Below are 19,441 nucleotides of genomic sequence, written 5' to 3' on the forward strand. Positions count from 1 at the left end.
CTGCATCGGCCCATGTGCAGAAGACTAATCGGCGTCGGAAGCAACCTTTCACCCGACGCCGAAGTGGGAACAGCTTACGAGAAGGCCGACGGCAGCATCGAAGCCAAGGAGCCGGTCGCAAGGATCGAGATGGTCGGCACCTCGCAGCGCAGGCCGAGTGCCATCAGCGCCCCTTCCTCGCCCCGCTCTTCGTTGCTCGCTTAGCGCTCTTTGCCGTCTTCTTCTTGGCCGCCTTCTTGCTCGCCTTCGCTTTGGCCTTCTTTCCAGCGACCTTCTTCGTCGCCGTCTTTGCGGCTTTTTTCTTCGTCGTCTTTTTGCCGCCTGCCACGGTCTTCGCTGCAGCGGCAGCCTTCTTCGCGGTCTTCTTGACGGGCTTGTCGGACGTCGTCGAAGGGTTCGTCTTTGCAGCCGGCTTCTTCGCCGGCACCGTCCCCGCGGCCGGAGCCCCACTCCCACCCGCCGCCGACAGCCAGAACCGCAGCTCCGGTGACTTCTCCTCGGCGCCCTTGATGTACCGGTCCTGCCAGCTGTCATCGCCCTGCAGCGGCTTGCCGAAGATGTCGGGGTGCTGCTGCAACAGGAAGCGCCAGGCGTAGTGGTCGTAGAGGTCGAGGACGTGGCAGGCATAGGCCTCGGCGAGACCGCGGTGGCCGCGGATGATCAGCATGTTCTCGTCGTTGTTGTGCGAGGCGCGGAAGCCGAGATTGTGCGAGCCGGTGACGACGACGCAGTCGTCGCTGAACGGATCGATCACCACGATCTTGCTGTGGATGATGGCGAAGCCGTATTTGCCGAGCTCCCGCTCCCACTTGCCGAACGCGTCCTGCACCGCGCCGGCCGGCACCGCACGAAAATCGATGCTGCCCGTGGCGCCCGGCTGCTTCGGCTTGCCGGCCTCGCCGACCACCGTCACCTGGGGCGCCGAGTCGTCCGCGCCCGCCTCCGCCGGACGTTCCGAATGACCGCCGGAATGCAGCGCGGCGGAGAAGTTCGTCGCGCGCACCGGGCTGGTCAGCGCGCCGCGCACGAACAGATCGGGCTTGTCCTTGAGCAACTGGCCGGCGACGTCGAGGATCGAGTTGTTGCCGGGGTCGAAGGCGAGGAACAGCACGGCGTGCTTGGCGCCCTTCATCAGTTCGAACACGCGGCCCATGTCACCGGGCGTATCGGGATTCTTGCCGAGCTTGCCGTGGGTGTTGGGCGAGAACATCGGCTCGACGGTGACGCCGTGGCCGAGGTCGACCGGCGCCTGGATCGCGTCGGCATTGTTGGCATGGGCGAAGTCGCGCAAGGTCTGCGACTGCAGTGCCGCCTCGTTGCCGGCGGCGGCGGCGGCGACGTCGGCCTTCAGCGCGTTCCAATAGCCGAGGTAGCGCTGCGCCAGCACCGGGCTTTCCACCACCAGCGCGTTGTTGGTCTGGGTGCACAGGCCGGTCGAGGTCCAGTTGGTCGAGCCTGACAGCACCGCGCTCGGCTTGCCGTTCTCGGTGAGCACCATGAACTTGTTGTGCGGGATGCTGCCCTTGTCGAGGATGCGGTCGATCACGGCGACGCCGGCCGCCTTCAGATTGGCGCGGTTCTCGGCGTCGGCATCGTCAGAGTCCTTGCCCTGCTCGTTGCCGAGAATGACGGTGCGGCTTGCCGGGTTCCGGTGGAGCTGCTTCTCCAGGCCGTTGGGATCGTTGAGCTCGTAGAGCGCGGCGTGGATGGTGCCGCCGCCGGCATCGGCGCGCGCGAGCAGCGAGGTCAGGCCGTCCTGGAGCTGGCCCATCAGACGGATGCGAATGGGATCGGCGGGATCGAGGATGTGCGGCGCCAGCGCCGACACGCTCGGCTTGTCGTTCAGCGCATGGCTGAGCGCCTGGGTCGCGGTGATGCCGCGGTTGAAATAGACGTGGAACGGCGGCCGCTCCGGCGTCAGCGTGACCGCATTGCTCTCCAGCGGCGCGACGCCGGCGAGCGGCGTCAGCGTCTGGCCGGGCGTGCCGCCCATCGGCACGACGCGATATTTGTAGGTGCCGCCGCGTTTGGCATAGAGGTCCTTCCACCAGAACTTCTGCACCGGCGCCTGGTCGGTGGCGAGCCTGTCGGCGGTCTGCCCGGCAAACCGCGCCAGCGCCGGCAGCACCGTGTCGGTGTTATCGGCGATGTCGATGCGGTGAATGGCGAAGCCCAGGCAGCCATCGAGGCGGCGGTCGAAGGTCCAGGCGACGACGGCGATATCGTTGTTGGAAAATGCAAGCGCGGGCATGGCGGCACTCCTCGTCTGACAAGGATATGTCTCCGGGTTGCAACAACGGTTCGATGCATCCGGGGCAGGAAAGGGAAATCGAGGGCACGGCAGTGCGGTGCGGGAGGGCGAGGATCGTGACCTGCGAGCTCACGCGGCACGCGAGGTCAGCTCCCCTCCCCCCTGCGTCGAGGGGTTGGGGGTAGGGATCCGCCGGCGCTGAAGGTCGTGGGACGCGCTGATGGATCCGGGTGTTCATGTGGAATGCTGATGGCGCTTGCACGACACGTGCTCTCACCGAGAGAGCGGAATGCGTGGACCCCCACCCTCGACCTCTCCCCGCAAGGGGGGCGCACCGACGCTGCCGCGAGAGTTTGGCGCCAGACGGCGATGAGTTCGGCGCGATCCATCCTCGCGTCATTGCGAGGAGCGAAGCGACGCGGCAATCCAGGGCTACGCCCGCGACACTGGATTGCTTCCTCCTTCGCTCGCGACGACGCGAGGATCGAGCGTGCGTTAGGCCACGGCGCCGGGCTTGCCGCGGCTGACGTAGCGGCCGTCGCCCTTGGCGCCGACCAACTCGCCGTCGCGGACGACGAACTTGCCGCGCAGCATGGTCGCGACCGGCCAGCCCGTGATCTCGATGCCTTCATACGGCGTGTAGTCGGAGCCGTGGTACAAACCGGCCTGGCTGATGGTCGCCGTCTTGTTCGGGTCCCACAGTGCGATGTCGGCGTCGTAGCCAATGGCGATGGAGCCCTTGCCCTTCAGGCCGTAAGTCTTGGCGTGGTTGGTCGCAGTAAAAGCGACGAACTGGTTCAGGGTGATGCGGCCCTTGCTGACGCCTTCGGAGAACAGGATCGGCAGCCGGGTCTCGACGCCGGGGATGCCGTTCGGCACCCAGCGGAAGCTGGTGCGGCCCTTGGGCGTCAGCTTGCCGGCCTCGTCGTCGTAGCGGAACGGGCAGTGATCTGACGAGAACAGCGAGAACACGCCGGTCTGCAATCCTTCCCAGCACGCCTGCTGGCTGGCGTGATCGCGCGGCGGCGGCGAGCAGACATATTTGGCGCCTTCCATGTTGAGGCCCTGCATGTCCTCCTCGGTCAGCACCAGATATTGCGGGCAGGTCTCGCCGTGGATCTTCAGGCCGCGCGCCTGCGCGCGACGGATCTCCTCCATCGCCTCGCGGTTGGAGACGTGGACGATGACGATGGGAACGTCGATCAGCTCGGCCAGCGAGATCGCGCGATGGGTCGCCTCGCGCTCGACCGGAATTGGCCGCGACTTGCCGTGATAGTATGGCGCGACCTTGCCGGCGCGCTCCAGCCGGTCGGTGAGGAAGCGGATGGCGTCGTAGTTCTCGGCGTGGATCTGCACCAGGGCGCCTCGCTCGCGCGCGACCTGAAGAACGCCGAGAATCTCGTAGTCGTTGAGCGCGAGACCCTCATAGGTCATGAAGATCTTCAGCGACGAATAGCCGTCGGCGACCAGCGCCGGCAGCTCCTGGCCGAGCACGGCATCAGTGGGATCGGCGATGATGAGGTGGAAGGAGTGGTCGACATAGCAGGCCTGCTCGGCCAGCGCGTGATAGTCCTTCAGCGCCGCGCGTAGCGGCTGGCCCTTCTCCTGCAGGCAATAGGGCATCACGAAGGTGTTGCCGCCGAACGCCGCGGCGCGCGTCGCGCTCTCGAAATCGTCGGCCATGACGATGCCCGGGCCGGACGGCTGGCTGATATGGACGTGGCTGTCGATGCCGCCGGGCAGCACCAGCAGGCCCGATGCATCGACGATCTCATCGGCATCGGTGATGGCTTCGCCGATCGCGGCGATGCGGCCCTGTTTGATGGCGACATCCGCCTGATACGTGTCGCTCGCGGTGGCGACGGTGCCGTTGCGGATGACGGTGTCGAATGCAGCCATGTGACGCGCTCTCCCAATCTCAGGCGAATCTCTGAAACAGCGATCCCCACCCGCTAACGCCGCGGGGATCCGTACCCGCCAATTTCAGCGACTTCCATACCACGGTGGCGATGGTGTCGAGGATCGGAATGCCGGTCTCCAGCTCGAGCCGCGCCGCCAGCGGCGCGGCGCGCATGTTGGTGCAGACCACCGCGATGGCATCCGGCTTCTCGCGCGCCACCTCGCGGATCATGGTCTCGATCTCCGCGGGCGTCACCTCGGCGAAGGAGAAATTGTCCTGCAAATTGAGATGCCGGTCGCCGCGGCAGGCAATGCCGAGCTTTGCATAATTGGCGATGATGCGCGCCTGCACGTCGTCGCGATAGGGGGTGACGAGGCCGAGCGACGTGGCGTTCGATGACGCCAGGATCTCGTTCAGCGCCAGCATCGAGGTGGTCGCGGGAATGCCGGTCGCGGCCGTGATCTGCTCGCACAGGCGGACGTCGGTCTCGAAGCCGAGCCAGCCCGAGGAGGTGCCGTTCCAGCCGATGACGTCGACCTTGGCATGGGCGAGCAGCTCGGCGGCACGCAGGATGTTGCTGATGTCGAACTGCGCCAGCGCGTCGGTGGACAGCGCAATCTCGGTGACCTTGAAGCGGGAGAAATGCGCCGAGACGTTGGGCAGGCTCGCGACCATCGCCGAGGTGATCGGCTCCAGCGCGGTGTTCGACGACGGCGTCAGCATGCCGAGAAGCGTGCGTTTGGTCATGGGTGAGTGAATCCCTTTGCCATAGCCAACTCCGGCCCATCGGGAAATACTTGAACAGCAGAAGCGGGCGATCCGCCGGTGACTATGCCCTCTCCCCTTGTGGGAGAGGGCATGCACGAACGTGCAGCGGCCTCGCTCGGGTGAGGGGTCTGCCTCGACAGATGAGACCGCGGAGAGAGACCCCTCACCCGGTTTCTCACTTCGTGAGAAACCACCCTCTCCCACAAGGGGAGAGGGTGCACCGCCCGTGCCGCGACAGCACGCGTCATCGGTGATGCGGCGGTTCGGCGCCACTGTGAGAGTAGGTTCAGAATCTCCGCACCATGGAGACAGGCGCCAATCATGCCGGCGCCCTCTCCCGCTCCCCACGCAGCAACGCGAGAATATGCCGCTTGAGCGCGTTGAATTGCGGGCTGGTGATATCCCGCGGCCGCGGCAGATCGATCGGGATGATCTCGACGATGCGCCCCGGCCGTGCGCTCATCACCGCCACATGGGTGCCCAAGGTCAGCGCCTCGTCGATGCCATGGGTGACGAACACGATCGTGCCCTGGTGCTGCTGCCAGATCCGCACCAGCTCGGTCTGCATGTCCATGCGGGTCTGCTCGTCGAGCGCACCGAACGGCTCGTCCATCAGGATGACCTGCGGGTTCATCAGCAGCGCCCGCGCGATGCCGACACGCTGGTTCATGCCGCCCGACAGCTCGGACGGATAGTGGTTCTCGAAGCCGGTGAGCCCGACCATGTCGATATAGACCTGCGCGCGGGCGCGGCGCTCAGCCTTCTGGCCGCCGCCGAGCAGCAGATGGAAGGCGACGTTCTCCCACACCGGCAGCCACGGCATCAGATTGGCGTGCTGGAACACCACGCCACGGTCGGCGCCGGGCGCGGTGACCGGCCGTCCGTCGACCGTGACGCTGCCGGCGCTCGGCTGCTCGAAGCCGGCGATCATGTTGAGCAGCGTGGACTTGCCGCAGCCCGAGGGCCCGAGCAGGCAGACGAATTCGTTGCGGGCGATGGAGAGGTCGATCTCGCTCAGCGCGGTGACGTCGGCGTTGCGCTTCCTGTCGGTGAAGATCTTGGAGACGCCGGAGATCTCGATCGTGGCCATCGTTACTCTCCGCCGCGAAGCGTGGTGTTGCGCTGCCAATGCAGCACGCGCGCCATCACGGTGCGGATGGCGAGATCGCTGCAGAAGCCGAGCAGGCCGATGCTCGCCATCGCCGCCAGCACCAGATCGTAGCGCAGGAAGTAGTAGCTGTCCCACAGCACGTAGCCGAGCCCGCTCTTCACCGCGACCATCTCGGCGGTCACCGTCAGCATCCAGGCCGAGCCGATGCCAATGCGCAGACCTGCAAAGATGCTCGGCATGGCCGCTGGGACCACGATGTAGCGCAGCAGCTTGCGCTCGCTGCCCCCGACCATGGCGCCGGCGCGGATGAGGTTGCGGTCGCAGGTCTTCACGCCGTGGATGGTGTTGAGCAGGATCGGAAAGAACGCGCCGAGGAACACCAGGAAGATCGCCGGCTTGTTGGCGATGCCGAACCAGATGATGGCGAGCGGGATCCACGACACCGGCGGGATCGGCCGGAGCATCTGCAAGGTCGGCTCAATGATGAGCTCGGTCTTGCGCGACCAGCCGATGGCGACGCCGAGCGCGACGCCGAGCACCGTGGCGATGGCGAAGCCGGCGGCGACGCGCGACAGGCTGGCCAGCATGTCGGCCAGCCAGTGCGCGCTGTAGGTCTGGGTGTTGCCGTCGGTGCCGACCAGCCAGTCCGCCCACGCCCACACCACCGTCGACGGCGCCGGCAGCAAGGCCGCCGGCAGCGCGCCGGAGCGCGAGAACGCCTCCCAGCCGGCGAGCACGAGCACGGGAACGATGGCGCGGTCGAGCTTCCTGAGCTGGGCGAGCGCCGTCATCTCAGTAGCCGAGCTCGGTCTTCGGCTTGCCGGTGGCCGCTTCCAGGAAGCGGTAGTCGAGATTCTTCTCGACGGCGGCCGTGACGTCCGAGTTGATGTATTTCAGGTCGCGCATCATCGATGCGATCGCGAGCGCCGAGGCGCGGTACATCTTCGGATCGGGATCGAGGTTTTCGACCGCGCCGGTGGCGATCGCCTTGTCGAGGCCGGTGACCTTGGAGATCACCTCGATCAGCGCCGGCTTGTCGGCGGCGATGTGCGCGTCGACCTTGACCACCGCGCACACCACGCCTTCGAGCGCCTTCGGATTGGAGGCGATGACGTCGGAGCGGGTCAGGATCAAATTAGTCAGCTTGCCGGCGGCCTGATCATAGGGGAAGCCGAAGAACTTCGCCGCCTTGGCCTGCATGATCTGGGTGGCGAACGGCTCGACCGTGCAGATCAGCTCGACCTCGCCGCGGCGCAGCGCCTGCAGATGATCGGACGGATTGGGAATGTTGACGAACTGCACGTCCTTGTTGATGTCGATGCCCTGCTTGGCGAAGGCGCCGCGCATGTGGATGTCCTGCGCATTGCCGCGCGAGGCGGCGACGCGGAACGGCTTGCCGTCGGCCTTGTACTTGGCGATCAGCGCCTTCAAGGCGCTCCAGTCGCCCTGCGGAATCTCGATGTCGTTGGCGAGCAGCATCGCCGAGCCGCCATTGACCTGGCCGGAGATGGCGACGACGTCAAAACCTTTGTCGAGCGCGATGGCGTAATGCAGATAGGTCACCTGCGCGACGTCGATGTTCTTCGACACCAACGCGGTCAGCGCGTCCGTGCCGGTGTTGAAGCTGACGGCATCGATCGCGACGCCCTCCGCGAATTGCGGCGTCAGCGACATCGGCGTGCAATGCGCGCATTTGGCGTAGCCGAGTTTGATCTTGGGCGCGTCGTCGGCGAAGCTGAGCGAGGGCAGCGCGAGCGCGAGCAGGGCAAGAATGGGCAGCACGAAACGTTTCACATCCATCTCCAGGGCAGGTCGATCCACGGGCTTGTCTCTCATGGCTTGGGCTCTCATCAGCAAGCGACGTGCCAACTGGATGCGATATGCAATGTTGATTTTATGCAATAAAATCAGTATGTAATGACACTCCAGTTTTGAAGAACCTGCCTGATCCGCGGGCGCATCGCCCGAATTTCAGGCATCTCGCAGCGGAGCAGCCGCGCCCCCATGACCCCACCGGCACCCCGGCCCAGACTGAAGACGCGCTTCAAGCCGGCCCGGCTGAAGCTGTCGTCCGACCACTCCAAGCGGCCGCTCGAGCGGCTGTCGCTGCACGATCAGGTCGTCGCCAGGGTGCGCGAGATGATCGTGGACGGCGAGCTCGCCGCCGGCGCTGCCTTGCCCGAGCGCATGCTGTGCGAGACCTTCGGCGTGTCGCGCACGCCGCTGCGCGAGGCCTTCAAGATCCTCGCCGCCGAAGGCCTCATCGAGCTGCGGCCGCATCGCACGCCCGTGGTGACGCCGATCGACGCAAACGAGATTGCCGAGATCTTCGACGTGATGGTGTCGCTCGATGCCGCCGCGGGCCGTGCCGCGGCCGCGCGTGCGACGGCGGACGACCTTGCCAGGCTCGACGCCCTACATGCCGAGCTGGTGGCGCTGCATCGTGCCGCCGAGCGCGCCGCCTATTTCCGGCTCAACCAGCAGATCCATGCCGAGATCACCAGGCTCGCCGGCAACGCCGTGCTGCTCAACATGTGGAGCACGCTGCACGCGAGCGTCTTCCGCGCCCGCGCCGTGGCCAACTACGACGCGCGGCGCTGGGACGAGTCGATCCGGGAGCACGAGGCCTTCATGGCGTTGCTGCGGGCCCGAGACGGCGCCGGCTTCGCGCAGGCGCTCTCCGAGCACACCCGCAAGACCGGCGATTCGGTGCTGCAGATGCTGGACCAGGCCAGGCAGGACCTGGCGAAGGGCGGATAGACTTTGTTCACGTCGAACCGGGCATGCTGGCATCGCGACAGATGAGAGCTCCTCACGCCTGGCCCGATCATGATCCTGCAATCGCTCGCCGGCCTGCCGGCCTTTCTGGTGTACTTCTGTACCGCGCTGGTCGCGGTGACGGCCTACCTGTTCGTCTACACCCGCGTCACGCCCTACAATGAATTCCAGCTGATCCGGGACAATCACCCCTCGGCCGCGATCGCGCTCGGCCTCAGCCTGCTCGGCTTCACCCTGCCGCTGGTCAGCGCCATCGCCCATTCCGCCAACGTGCTGGACTGCCTGATCTGGGCGCTGATCGCGCTGATCGTCCAGGTGATCGTCTACTACCTCGTCCGCATTCCGGTGCCGGATCTCGCCCAGCGCATCGTCGCCGGCGAGTTGGCGTCGGCGATCTGGCTCGGTCTCGCATCGCTTTCCGCCGGCGCGCTGAACGCCGCCTCGATGATCATCTGACCATGGCCGAGAAACGCCGCGAATTCGGCAAGCGCCGGCCGATGCCGCCCCCGCCCGCGACGCCGCCGGTGAAGCGCTCCGGCCATGTTGCGCTGCTCTTGATGGGCACGCTCGCCGTCGGCAGCACGGCCTATGCGCTGATGCCGCGGCAGCAGAGCTGCCCGCAGCCAGGCGCCGAGACGCCGACGATGGCCGGCCAGCCGCAGACCGGCGAATGCACGACACGCCGCTCGAGCGGCGGCGGTAGCGGCGGCAGCGGCTCCGGCCGCTGGGGATTCTCCAGCAGCGACGGTGATTCCAGAAGCAGCGGCTCGGGCCATGTCGCCGAGGCCTCCTCCACCCATGTCTCGCGCGGCGGCTTCGGCTCGTTCGGGCACGGCTTCGGAGGCGGCGGCTGATTTTCGTCGCGCCGGCGCCGTGAAAACACCGCGTTCATGCTGCTATCTTGGATTCGGATCTTTGACACAGACTCAAAATCATAAAAAACTGGCCTACCGACTCATCGGAAATGATCCGATGCAACGTCCGCACCGGGTGGTGCGGGCGACGATCAGGGCCGCGGTGACCGCCGCCGCCTTGCATCATCTTGCTGGCAAGCGATCGCGTGGTCACCGACGCGGGACGGCGCCGGGACCGCGCGGGCGTGATCATGGCCGCATCATCGATGACGGCCGCGGCCGTGCTGCGCCCTGTTGCAATGGGCACGGCATGCCTGCCGATGCCCGGGGCTGACGCCGATGCAGCGCATCCCCTGTCCCGAGCGTGACGACTGGCGCGAGACGGCGGCGCGGTGCGGATTCGACTTCTGCGAGCTCGACGGCGAGCGCTATTGGGACGAGCGCGCCTACTACGCATTCACGATCGCCGAGATCGAGCTCGGCGTCGAGGAGCCGACGGCAGAGCTCGAGCAGATGTGCCTCGCGCTGGTCGCGCGCGTCGTCGGCGACGAGGCGCTGCTGCGCCGGCTGAAGATCCCGCAAGCGGTCTGGCCCCTGCTGGCGGAGAGCTGGCGCCGGAGGGACGGCAGCCTCTACGGGCGGTTCGACCTCAGCTATCAGGGCGGCCGTACGCCGGCGAAGCTGCTCGAATACAATGCCGACACGCCGACCTCGATCTTCGAGGCCGCGGTCTTCCAATGGACCTGGCTCGAGCAGGCGATCGAGCGCCGCATCCTGCCGGGGCGCGCGGACCAGTACAACTCGATCCATGAGCGCCTGATCGAGCGCTGGTGCGCCCTCGGCAAGCGGCGCCGCGTGCATCTGGCCGGGCTGACCGCCAACGCCGAGGACGCCACGACCCTGGCCTATCTGGCCGACACGGCAGCCCAAGGAGGCCTGACGACAACCATCCTTGACGTCGCCGACATCGGCTGGCGCGAGACCGGCGGCTTCGTCGATCTCGACGACGAGGACATCGCGCTCGCCTTCAAGCTGTATCCCTGGGAATGGATGTTTCGCGATGCGTTCGGCGCCAAGCTCGCGCAGGCGCCGACGCAATGGATCGAGCCGCCGTGGAAGGCCATCCTGTCCAACAAGGGCATCCTGCCGCTGCTCTGGCAGATGCACGAAGGCCATCCGAACCTGCTGCCGGCCTATTTCGAGGACGATCCGAAGGCCGCCAGCCTCGGCCCGAGCTTCGTGCGCAAGCCGATCTATTCGCGCGAGGGCGCCAATGTCAGCCTGGTGTCCGACGGCGTCGCCGTCTCGGCGCAGGACGGGCCCTACGGCGCCGAAGGCTTCATCCGCCAGGCGCTGGCGCCGCTGCCGGATTTCGGCGGTGTGTTCCCGGTGATCGGCAGCTGGCTCGTCGACCATCAGCCCTGCGGCCTGTCGATCCGCGAGGACACGAGCCCGATCACCGGCAACCGCTCGCGCTTTTTGCCGCACGCCATCCTGTAGGATATTAACGACAGCCGGCGAAAACGCCTCGACACGCCGGTCGAGAGCATTAGATAGGACCGAGGGCGAATTCCCTGCGCGATTGGGCGCGCATGGCCGGGACGAGGCATGGCGACGGACAAGACCGAACTCGAAGGCTTGCGCATCCTGGTCGCCGAGGACGAGGGCCTGATCGCGCTCGAGCTGGAAACGGTGTTGCAGGGGTTCGGCTGCGAGGTGGTCGGTCCCGTCTCGCGCGTCGGCGACGTGCTGCGCGAGGCCGAGCGCGGCGGCCTGGACGGCGCGCTGCTCGACGTCAACCTGCGCGGCGAGCAGATCTTCGCCGTGCTGCCGCAGCTGATCGCGCGAGAGCTCAAGATCGTCATCACCTCCGGCTATGACGATGCGACGCTGTTTCCGCCGGAGTTCCGCAGCCTGGCCCGGCTCGCCAAGCCGTTCGACGAGCGCGCGCTGCGCGCGATGTGCGAGGCCACGTTCGTTCGGCGTCAACGCAACTCATAGCGCTTCGCTCACGCCCGGCGCATCGGGAGGCATCGCGTGTCCATCATCGAAGATACCGCGGCCTACGAGGCCTGGCTTCGCAGCCAATGCAAGGTGATCGAGGACGACCTTCGCACCAAGCATCAGCGGATGCGAAAGTCTCCCTTCGCCCTGCTGCGCGCCACCTACTATCGCTGGGCGCGGCGCATCGAGGAGATCTGCCCGGAGCTGGCCGAGGCGCCGGTCGCGCTGTGCGTCGGCGACATCCATCTGGAGAATTTCGGCACGTGGCGGGACGCCGACGGGCGCTGGGTGTGGGGCGTCAACGATTTCGACGAGGCCGCGAGGATGCCCTACGCCTTCGATCTGGTCCGGCTCACGACCAGCATCGAGCTCGCGCCCGACATGGCCATCGACAGCAGCGACGCGGCTGACGCGATCCTCCAAGGCTATCGCGACGGCCTCGAGAATCCGCGGCCGGCGCTGCTCGACGAGCACGAGATCTGGATCAGGCGCTACGTAAAATGCTCGGATGATTGCCGCCGCGCGTTCTGGAAGGAGATCGACGGCCTCGCGGCCGCCGATGCGATACCATCCGCGGTGCGGAAGCTGCTCACCGCCAGCCTTCCGGAGCAGGTCGAGACCGCCGGGTTCTTCCGCCGCTTCGCTGGCGGCGGCAGCCGTGGACGTCCGCGCTACGTCGTCGCCGCGACATGGCGCGGCGGCCGCATCGTCCGCGAGGCCAAGGCGCTGGTCCCTTCGGCCTGGACCTGGGCCAAGAACAGCACGGAGAACAGGACGAAGGGCAGGTTGCAGCCAAAGCCGGCGCCGCCGCACAGATTCGTCGCGCTGTCGACCGGGACCTATCGCGCGCCCGATCCATTCCTGCACGTTCACAGAACCACCGACGGAGACTACGTGGTTCGGCGCCTGTCTGCGGACTCGCGCAAGATCGATCTCGGCAAGGAGGCCGGCGCCGATCTCAAGCTCGAGCTCCTGCGCGGCATGGGCACCGACCTCGCCTCCATCCATGCCGCCGACCGCCGCGCCAGCGCCGAGATCGCGGCGGACCTCAGGGAGCGCGGTTCAGGCTGGCTGCGCAAGGCTGCGCGCGCCGCGCGCGAGGCGACGGAAAAGGATCACGACGTCTGGCGCCGCAAGGCGGCAGGCTTGATTCCGATCGCGCGCTGAGGCGGCATCCGATCAGTCCGGCTGCACGGCCGATGCCGGCAGATGTTCGGGAGTCGTCTCCGCGGTCAGCGCAAAGGTCAGCGAGCAGCGAATTCCGGCTGGCTCGAAGTCCAGCAGGGCTTCGCCATCGAGATCGAAGCGGACGACGCGGTCGATCAGCGTGGTGCCGAAGCCCCGCGCGCCGCCGCCTTCGATCAGCGGTCCGCCGCGCTCCAGCCAGACCAGCTCGAGCCGGCGGCGATCGTCGCGCAGGCGCCAGGAGATCGTGACCTGGCCGTGGGGGGCGGACAACGCGCCATATTTGGAGGCGTTGGTCGCAAGCTCGTGCAGCACCATCGAGAGCGGCAGAACGAGCCGTGCCTCCAGCAGAACCGGCGGGCCGTCGATGGCGATGCGCCCTTCGCCGATGCCGTAGGGCGCCAGCACGGTCGTGAGCAACTCGTTCAGCCCGATGCCGATCCAGCGGGTCTGCGTCAGGATGTCATGCGCGATCGAGACCGCCTGGATGCGCCCGGAGAACGCCTTGTTGAACGCCGGCAGCGACGGCGAGGTCCGCAAGGTCTGCCCCGCCACCGACTGCACGATCGCCAGGATGTTCTTCACCCGGTGATTGAGTTCGGCGACCAGCACGGTCTGCTGCTCCTCCGCGCGCTTGCGCTCGGTGATGTCGGTCAGGGTGACGATCGAGCCGACCGTCTCCTTGAGATCGTTCACCAGGGGTCCGCCGGACAGCAGGAACGACCGTCCCGACGCCTGCGGATTGCGCAAGGCGACCTCGACGCCATGGAAGGGCTTGGTCGCCAACGCCTGATCCAGGCTCTCGCGCGAGAACCGCGTCAACGTACTTTCCTGGCTGGCGCTCTGCCCGTCGAGCGGGAACGCCTCCGAAAACAACTGCCCGACCGGCGGCCGCTCGGCAAGCTGCTCGGCGACCCAGCTCGCATGGGTGATCCGGCCGTCGAGCGCCAGCACCACGACCGCATCGGTCGCCTGCTCCAGGATCGAGCGCGCGAAGCGCTCGGCATTGGCGACCTCCTCGGCGCGCCGCTGAATCGACATGTCCGTCAAGGTCACGAGCGTGGCGACGACGCCGCCCATCGCCATCTGCCGCATCCAGACCGACACCGGCAGCTGGCCGCCATCGGCGCGGCGCAGCTGCGCGTCGGTCATGGCATCGTCGGCGCGCTGCTCGGGCACTGCTCCAGCGAACAGCGAGGCGAAGCTGCGTCCCACCAGCTCCTGGGCGTCGAGGCCGGTCAGCGCGCACAGCCTGGAATTGACATAGACGATGCAGCCGTCGGCATCGAGCGTCAGCGCGCCGTCGCTCATGCGCTCGACCAGCACATGATAGGGCGCGTCCGCGCCCTGCAGCATGATGACCTGGGGTCCGGTCGGGCCCTGCACCACCACGGCATCGACGTTGCCGCGATGAATGGCCTCGACCGTCTCTTCCGCCTCGTTACGCGGCCGTCCCGCCTGCATCGCGTCTGTTGATGCCACGCGTCCTCCGTTCAGCTCGGTGCGATGTCCAGACCAACCAGCACCTTCTCCGCATTGGAGAGATCGCCGATGATTCGCTTGAGGGGCTCGGGCAGTTGACGGATCAAGGTCGGAATCGCGACGATCTGGTCACGTTGCGCGAGGGCCGGATCCTTCATCAGGTCGATCACCTCGATGGTATAGCGGCCCGGCAGATGCGTCTCGCACAGCTTCTTGAGATTGGCGAGCGCCGCCAGCGATTTCGGGGTCTGGCCGGCAACATAGAGCCGGAGATTGTAGCCATCCTGTTCCATCGGAGCCGCCGTCACTTGCTGGATGTCAGCGGGTTGGCTGGGGAGCTCGGACCAGGCCTGGACGAACGGCTCTCGATCTGCGCTAGGCGAGCGGCTGCGCGCTGATCCTCGCGGGCAGCGCCTTCCAGATTGATGAGCTCCATCTCGCTCTCCTCGTTGGCCAGCTGAGCCTTGAGCGTTTCGATCTGAGCCGCGAGGTCGCGGCGGCGACGTTCGATCTCGCGCGTGCGGCGTTCCGTATCCTGCGTGCGCAGCAGGCGCTCGACGCGATCTCGTGCCTCCTGCGCCACCCTGGCCGATCCCGTGAGCACGCCCTCCGGGCCGACATAGACCTCGCGCAGCGAGATGCCGTCGGCACCCATCAGGAATTCGCGGACCTGGTTGGAATGCGCCATGCCGCGCGACTTCAGCAGATAGAGCTGGCGGTTGTGCTCGCCGTTGCTCTCGCGATTGTAGAGCAGCAGCCAGGTGTCGGTGAGCGACGAGATCTGCATCTCGGTCGTCGCCGTCTCCGCGCTGCCGGCGCCGAGATTGGTGAACAGCGCCGTGACGCCGCGCGCCTTCAGGAAATCGATGAGGCGCAACGTCATCGAATGCACGTCGCCGGCGACGCCGGCGCCCATGAGCGCCGAGATGGGATCGACCACGACGGCGGCGGGATCGAACTCCTTGACCTCGCGATGCATGGCGGCGAGATGCGTTTCCAGGCCGTACAGATTGGGACGCCGCGCCGAGAACCGCAGCAGGCCGCGATCGACCCATTGCTGCAAGTCGAGACCGACCGACTTCATGTTGCGGATGATCTGCTGCGGAGATTCCTCCAGCGCGAAATAGATGCAGCGTTGCCCGCTCTTGCAGATCGAATTGGCAAAGTGTGCCGACACCGTCGACTTGCCCGAGCCGGCCATGCCCGAGATCAGGATGCTCGACCCCTTGTAGTAGCCCTGGCCTTCGAGCATCTCGTCGAGATCGGCAATGCCGGTGGAGACCCGCTCCGTCCACGCATCATGCGCGAGGCCCGACGAGGTGATCGGCATCACCGTGATGCCTTCCTGGTCGATGATGAAGGGATATTCGTTGGTGCCATGCGCCGTGCCGCGATACTTCACGACGCGCAGCCGGCGGGTCGAGAGCTGATCGTGCACGCGGTTGTCGAGCAGGATGACGCAGTCGGCGACGTATTCCTCGAGGCCGTAGCGCGTCAGCGTACCGTCACCGCGCTCGCCGGTGATGATGGCGGTGACGCCCTTGCTCTTCAGCCATTCGAACAGCCGGCGCAACTCGGAGCGCAGCACCGCCTGGTTGTCGAGGCCGCCGAACAGGGTCTCGATCGTATCGATCACGACGCGCTTGGCGCCGATCGAATCGATCGCGAAGCCGATGCGGATGAATAGGCCGTCGAGATCGTAGTCGCCGGCCTCCTCGATCTCGTTGCGATCGAGATGGATGTGGTCGACCACGATCTTCTTCTGCTCGATCAGCCTGTCGATGTCGTAGCTGAGCGAGCCGACGTTCTTGATCAGGTCCTCGGGCTGCTCCTCGAACGCGATGAACACGCCCGGCTCGTCATAGGCGACTGCGCCATTATAGAGAAACGTCATCGCGAACAACGTCTTGCCGCAGCCGGCCGCGCCGCACAGCAGCGTCGGCCGCCCTTGCGGCAGGCCACCGAAGGTGACCTCGTCGAGGCCGTCGATCCCGGTCGGCGATTTGGCGATGACAGGGAGATCCCGCGTCACGATTCGAGGACGCACACTCGTTTTCATCCAATCCCCCGCCATCAATTCAACACGCATGAGCCCGCACCAAGGCGAGTAAACGCGTCGGGAACCTAAAAGTTCCATGGGGCCGGCGAGATTTGCTCCGAAAGGCGGCCTGCGGGCGCAGAAAGGGCTGGGCGCCCGCGCGGGACGGACGCACGCGGGACGGACGCACGCGGGACGGAACGGCCGGCCGCCCGACCGGTCGAAGCGCCCCGGTCATAGACGGTGCTGGCCGGCCTCAGCGCGCCGCGACCACCTTGAGGCCGGGCAGCAGCGCCGCGCCGCCGCGCGGACTGCGCACCGGATTGATCTGGTACAGACCGCGGCGCTCCTGGTTGGGCCGGAACGCGTCGGTGATGCCGACGACCGATTCGGCGGCTCCCAGCAACAGCGTGCCGTCCGGCTCCATCACCTTGGCCATCCGCTCGAAGATCGAGGCCTTGGTGTCCTGGTCGAAATAGATCAGCACGTTGCGGCAGAAGATGATGTCGAACTTGCCGAGATGCGAGAAGTCCTGCAGCAGATTGAGCTGGCGATGCTGGACCATGCCGCGAATGTCGGCGCTGAGCTGCCAGAGCTCGCCGAGCTGCGTGAAATATTTCACCAGCAGCTGGATCGGCAACCCACGCTGCACCTCGAACTGGCTGTAGAGGCCGGCCTTCGATTTCTCCAGCACCTCCTGCGACAGGTCGGTGGCGACGATCTCGATGCGCCAGCCGGCCAGCGCCGCGCCATGCTCCCGCAGGCACATCGCGATCGAATACGGCTCCTGTCCGGTCGAGCAGGCGGCCGACCAGATGCGCAGGGACCGACGATTGGCGCGCGACTGGATCAGCGCCGGCAGTATGCCCTCACGGAGATGATCGAACGGAATCTTGTCGCGAAAGAAGAACGTCTCGTTGGTGGTCATCGCCTCGACCACCTGCGTCGTGAGCTGCTCCGCGCCGCTCTTGATCTTCTGCACCAGCTCCGTGATGCCCGGCAGGTTGGAGCGGCGGGCCAGCGGCAGCAACCGGCTTTCGACCAGGTACTGCTTATCGGCCGACAGATCGAGGCCGGAGCGATCCTTCAGGACCTTACGCAAGAACTCATAGTCCAGGGGTGTCACGAACGGTCTCCAGCAAACAGACGAACCAGCTTCGGTCCAATCTGATTCAAGGGAAGGACGGCCGCGCAGATGCCGGCATTGGCGGCTGCGCCCGGCATGCCCCAGACCACGCTGGTCGCCTCGTCCTGCGCGATCACGCTGCCGCCGGCGGCGACGATGTCCTTGCCGCCGCGCATGCCGTCGGATCCCATGCCGGTGAGGATCACGGCCAGGGTCGAGCCCTGCCAGACCTCGATCGCCGACATGAACAAGGGATCGACGGCGGGCTTGCAGAAATTGACCGGAGGACCGTTGTCGAGCGCGATCACCACATCGGCGCCATGGCGCGCCACACGCATGTGGCGGCCGCCGGGCGCAAGGTAGATCTGACCCGGCTTCACCACTTCACCGTCGACGGCCTCGTGGGCCGGCCGGCGGCTCGAGCGCGCCAGATGTTCGGCGAGGATGGTGGTGAAGGTCGGCGGCATGTGCTGGGTGATCAGCACCGGAAAGCGATCGATCACGGGGCCGAGCTCGGTCACCAGCGACATCAGCGCCTGCGGGCCGCCGGTCGACGATCCGATCAGCAGCACCTTCGGCATCTGCGAGCTGAATGAGCGGCGCGCCAGCTGGGTCGGCACGGCGGGCGCCACGGGGGCGACCATCGGCCGCGCCGTGGGCGCAGGCCGGAGCCCCTGGACTTGCGGGACGATCGGCGAGGCGGCCGGCGCATGCGGAGCGGGAGCGGCGCGGCGCGCCTTGGCGCCGAGATTGCGGATCTTCTGAATCAGATCGTAGTGGAAATTGTCGGCCGCCGAGGCCTCGCGCGTGCTCTCGGGCTTCGGGATGTAGTCGGCCGCGCCGAGCGACAGCGCCTTGAAGCTGATCTCCGCGTTGCGGCGGGTCAGCGTCGACGCCATGATGACGGCGAGGTTCTTCTTCTTGGCAAGCAGCTTCGGCAGGGCGGCGATGCCGTCGAGCTCGGGCATTTCGATGTCGAGCACGGCGACGTCGGGATTGACGCGATCGATCTGGTTCACGGCTTCGAGGCCGGTGCGCAGCGACGCCGCCACGACCATGTCGGGCTCAGACGCGATCCAACGCGAGATCATGCCGCGGATGACCACGGAATCGTCCACGACCATCACCCGGAGAGGTTCCTGCCTGGTCGAACTTGGGATCGAAGAACTGGCCAACGCGACGCTCATAGTTCACCAACAGGACAGAGGCACGGGGTGACGGCAAGCCCGGATGACCACGGGACCGACGCACGCGACGGAGATCAGATCAGCCCGACTTCCTGAAACTTCGCGGTCACGATGTCCTTGTCGAAGGGCTTCATGATGTACTCGTTGGCCCCGGCGTGCAGCGCGCGCGCGATGTGCGCGACATCGTTCTCGGTCGTGCAGAACACCACCTTCGGCGCGTCGCCGCCCGGCATGCGCCGGAGGTTGCCGAGGAACTCGTAGCCGTCCATGACGGGCATGTTCCAGTCGAGCAGCACCGCATCCGGGAGGCCCCGCTTGCAGATCTCCAGCGCCTGCTCGCCGTCCTCCGCTTCCACGATCTGGAAATCCAGACCTTCCAGAATGCGTCGCGCCACCTTTCGAATGACGCTGGAATCGTCAACTACCAGACAAGTTCTCATTTCAGCCTCACGAGATCAGGGTCCAATGCAACGACGCCTGATGCGCCGCTGCCCTCACGTTGCAGTGTTCAGGCCGCCATCTTGTCGGCGGCGAGCTCGAGCACGCGATCGACGTCGAGAATGACCATCAGCTGGCCGTCGAGGCGGTGCACGCCGCCGGCAAGCTTCGCCATGCGCGGGTCGAGGTTGACGGGGTTCTCCTCCCGGCCCTCCTCGGGCAGCCGCAGCACCTCGCCGATCTGGTCGATCAGGAGACCATAGGACTCGCCGCGCAGATCGACGCCGACCGCCATCGGCGGCTTGCCGTCCTCGGCGCG

Annotated in this window: 19 protein-coding genes; 6 read left to right on the top strand and 13 right to left on the bottom strand. The window is 66.5% G+C overall.

Translation table 11 applies throughout. The annotated features are described in order from the left end of the window. Positions 1–163: 163 nt before the first annotated feature. From ACQR1D_RS27640 to ACQR1D_RS27665, 6 genes are all read right to left on the bottom strand, one after another. Complete coding sequence (locus tag ACQR1D_RS27640; protein WP_434840213.1) at positions 164–2,251, bottom strand: phospholipase D-like domain-containing protein; 2,088 nt, start codon at positions 2,249–2,251, stop codon at positions 164–166. Positions 2,252–2,746: 495 nt separating this feature from the next. Then, the gene (hydA, locus tag ACQR1D_RS27645) at positions 2,747–4,150 is read right to left on the bottom strand and encodes a dihydropyrimidinase (RefSeq protein ID WP_434840212.1); all 1,404 of its coding nucleotides are present in this window, start codon (positions 4,148–4,150) and stop codon (positions 2,747–2,749) included. A 19-nt stretch (positions 4,151–4,169) separates the two neighbouring features. Continuing rightward, positions 4,170–4,898, bottom strand: a complete 729-nt coding sequence (locus ACQR1D_RS27650) for a maleate cis-trans isomerase family protein (RefSeq protein WP_316177496.1) — start codon at positions 4,896–4,898, stop codon at positions 4,170–4,172. A 340-nt stretch (positions 4,899–5,238) separates the two neighbouring features. Continuing rightward, positions 5,239–6,009 (bottom strand): ABC transporter ATP-binding protein, encoded by a 771-nt coding sequence (locus ACQR1D_RS27655; protein ID WP_434840211.1) that lies wholly within the window; start codon positions 6,007–6,009, stop codon positions 5,239–5,241. Positions 6,010–6,011: 2 nt separating this feature from the next. After that, positions 6,012–6,821 (bottom strand): ABC transporter permease, encoded by an 810-nt coding sequence (locus ACQR1D_RS27660; RefSeq protein WP_316177492.1) that lies wholly within the window; start codon positions 6,819–6,821, stop codon positions 6,012–6,014. A 1-nt stretch (position 6,822) separates the two neighbouring features. Next, positions 6,823–7,830: an ABC transporter substrate-binding protein gene (locus tag ACQR1D_RS27665; protein ID WP_434840270.1), complete on the bottom strand. Its 1,008-nt coding sequence runs from the start codon at positions 7,828–7,830 to the stop codon at positions 6,823–6,825. Positions 7,831–8,034: 204 nt separating this feature from the next. Between ACQR1D_RS27665 and ACQR1D_RS27670 the strand changes: the two genes are divergently transcribed. From ACQR1D_RS27670 to ACQR1D_RS27695, 6 genes are all read left to right on the top strand, one after another. Continuing rightward, the gene (locus ACQR1D_RS27670) at positions 8,035–8,790 is read left to right on the top strand and encodes a GntR family transcriptional regulator (RefSeq protein ID WP_316216659.1); all 756 of its coding nucleotides are present in this window, start codon (positions 8,035–8,037) and stop codon (positions 8,788–8,790) included. 69 nt (positions 8,791–8,859) lie between these two features. Continuing rightward, positions 8,860–9,264, top strand: a complete 405-nt coding sequence (locus tag ACQR1D_RS27675) for a DUF350 domain-containing protein (protein ID WP_434894175.1) — start codon at positions 8,860–8,862, stop codon at positions 9,262–9,264. A 2-nt stretch (positions 9,265–9,266) separates the two neighbouring features. Beyond that, positions 9,267–9,662, top strand: a complete 396-nt coding sequence (locus tag ACQR1D_RS27680) for a hypothetical protein (protein WP_316216658.1) — start codon at positions 9,267–9,269, stop codon at positions 9,660–9,662. A gap of 339 nt (positions 9,663–10,001) precedes the next feature. After that, entirely contained in the window at positions 10,002–11,162 is a 1,161-nt protein-coding gene (locus tag ACQR1D_RS27685; protein WP_434894174.1) for a glutathionylspermidine synthase family protein, read from the top strand. 108 nt (positions 11,163–11,270) lie between these two features. Beyond that, positions 11,271–11,663: a response regulator gene (locus ACQR1D_RS27690; protein WP_434894173.1), complete on the top strand. Its 393-nt coding sequence runs from the start codon at positions 11,271–11,273 to the stop codon at positions 11,661–11,663. Positions 11,664–11,699: 36 nt separating this feature from the next. Beyond that, the gene (locus ACQR1D_RS27695) at positions 11,700–12,833 is read left to right on the top strand and encodes a DUF2252 family protein (RefSeq protein WP_434894172.1); all 1,134 of its coding nucleotides are present in this window, start codon (positions 11,700–11,702) and stop codon (positions 12,831–12,833) included. 12 nt (positions 12,834–12,845) lie between these two features. Here ACQR1D_RS27695 and ACQR1D_RS27700 read toward each other — a convergent pair whose 3' ends face one another. The 7 genes from ACQR1D_RS27700 to ACQR1D_RS27730 form a co-directional block, all read right to left on the bottom strand. Beyond that, complete coding sequence (locus ACQR1D_RS27700; RefSeq protein WP_434894171.1) at positions 12,846–14,333, bottom strand: HWE histidine kinase domain-containing protein; 1,488 nt, start codon at positions 14,331–14,333, stop codon at positions 12,846–12,848. 11 nt (positions 14,334–14,344) lie between these two features. After that, positions 14,345–14,641, bottom strand: a complete 297-nt coding sequence (locus ACQR1D_RS27705; protein ID WP_012046401.1) for a circadian clock KaiB family protein — start codon at positions 14,639–14,641, stop codon at positions 14,345–14,347. Continuing rightward, positions 14,638–16,392 carry a circadian clock protein KaiC gene (gene kaiC, locus ACQR1D_RS27710; protein WP_434894170.1) on the bottom strand — a complete coding sequence of 585 codons (1,755 nt, stop codon included), beginning with the start codon at positions 16,390–16,392 and terminating at the stop codon, positions 14,638–14,640. The genes ACQR1D_RS27705 and kaiC overlap by 4 nt, the downstream gene beginning before the upstream one ends. 235 nt (positions 16,393–16,627) lie before the next feature. Continuing rightward, on the bottom strand, positions 16,628–17,497 hold the full coding sequence (locus ACQR1D_RS27715) for a CheR family methyltransferase (RefSeq protein WP_316237638.1): 870 nt from the start codon (positions 17,495–17,497) through the stop codon (positions 16,628–16,630). Next, positions 17,494–18,684, bottom strand: coding sequence for a protein-glutamate methylesterase/protein-glutamine glutaminase (locus ACQR1D_RS27720; protein ID WP_316177476.1), 1,191 nt, complete (start codon positions 18,682–18,684; stop codon positions 17,494–17,496). Before ACQR1D_RS27720 ends, ACQR1D_RS27715 begins: the two co-directional genes overlap by 4 nt. Positions 18,685–18,758: 74 nt before the next feature. Then, positions 18,759–19,124 (bottom strand): response regulator, encoded by a 366-nt coding sequence (locus ACQR1D_RS27725; protein WP_006613312.1) that lies wholly within the window; start codon positions 19,122–19,124, stop codon positions 18,759–18,761. Between the two features lie 68 nt (positions 19,125–19,192). Then, a partial coding sequence (locus tag ACQR1D_RS27730) for a chemotaxis protein CheW (protein WP_434840541.1) occupies positions 19,193–19,441 on the bottom strand: 249 nt, incomplete at its 5' end.

It is taken from the genome of Bradyrhizobium sp. HKCCYLRH2047 (genome assembly GCF_051168175.1).
GTDB lineage: Bacteria > Pseudomonadota > Alphaproteobacteria > Rhizobiales > Xanthobacteraceae > Bradyrhizobium.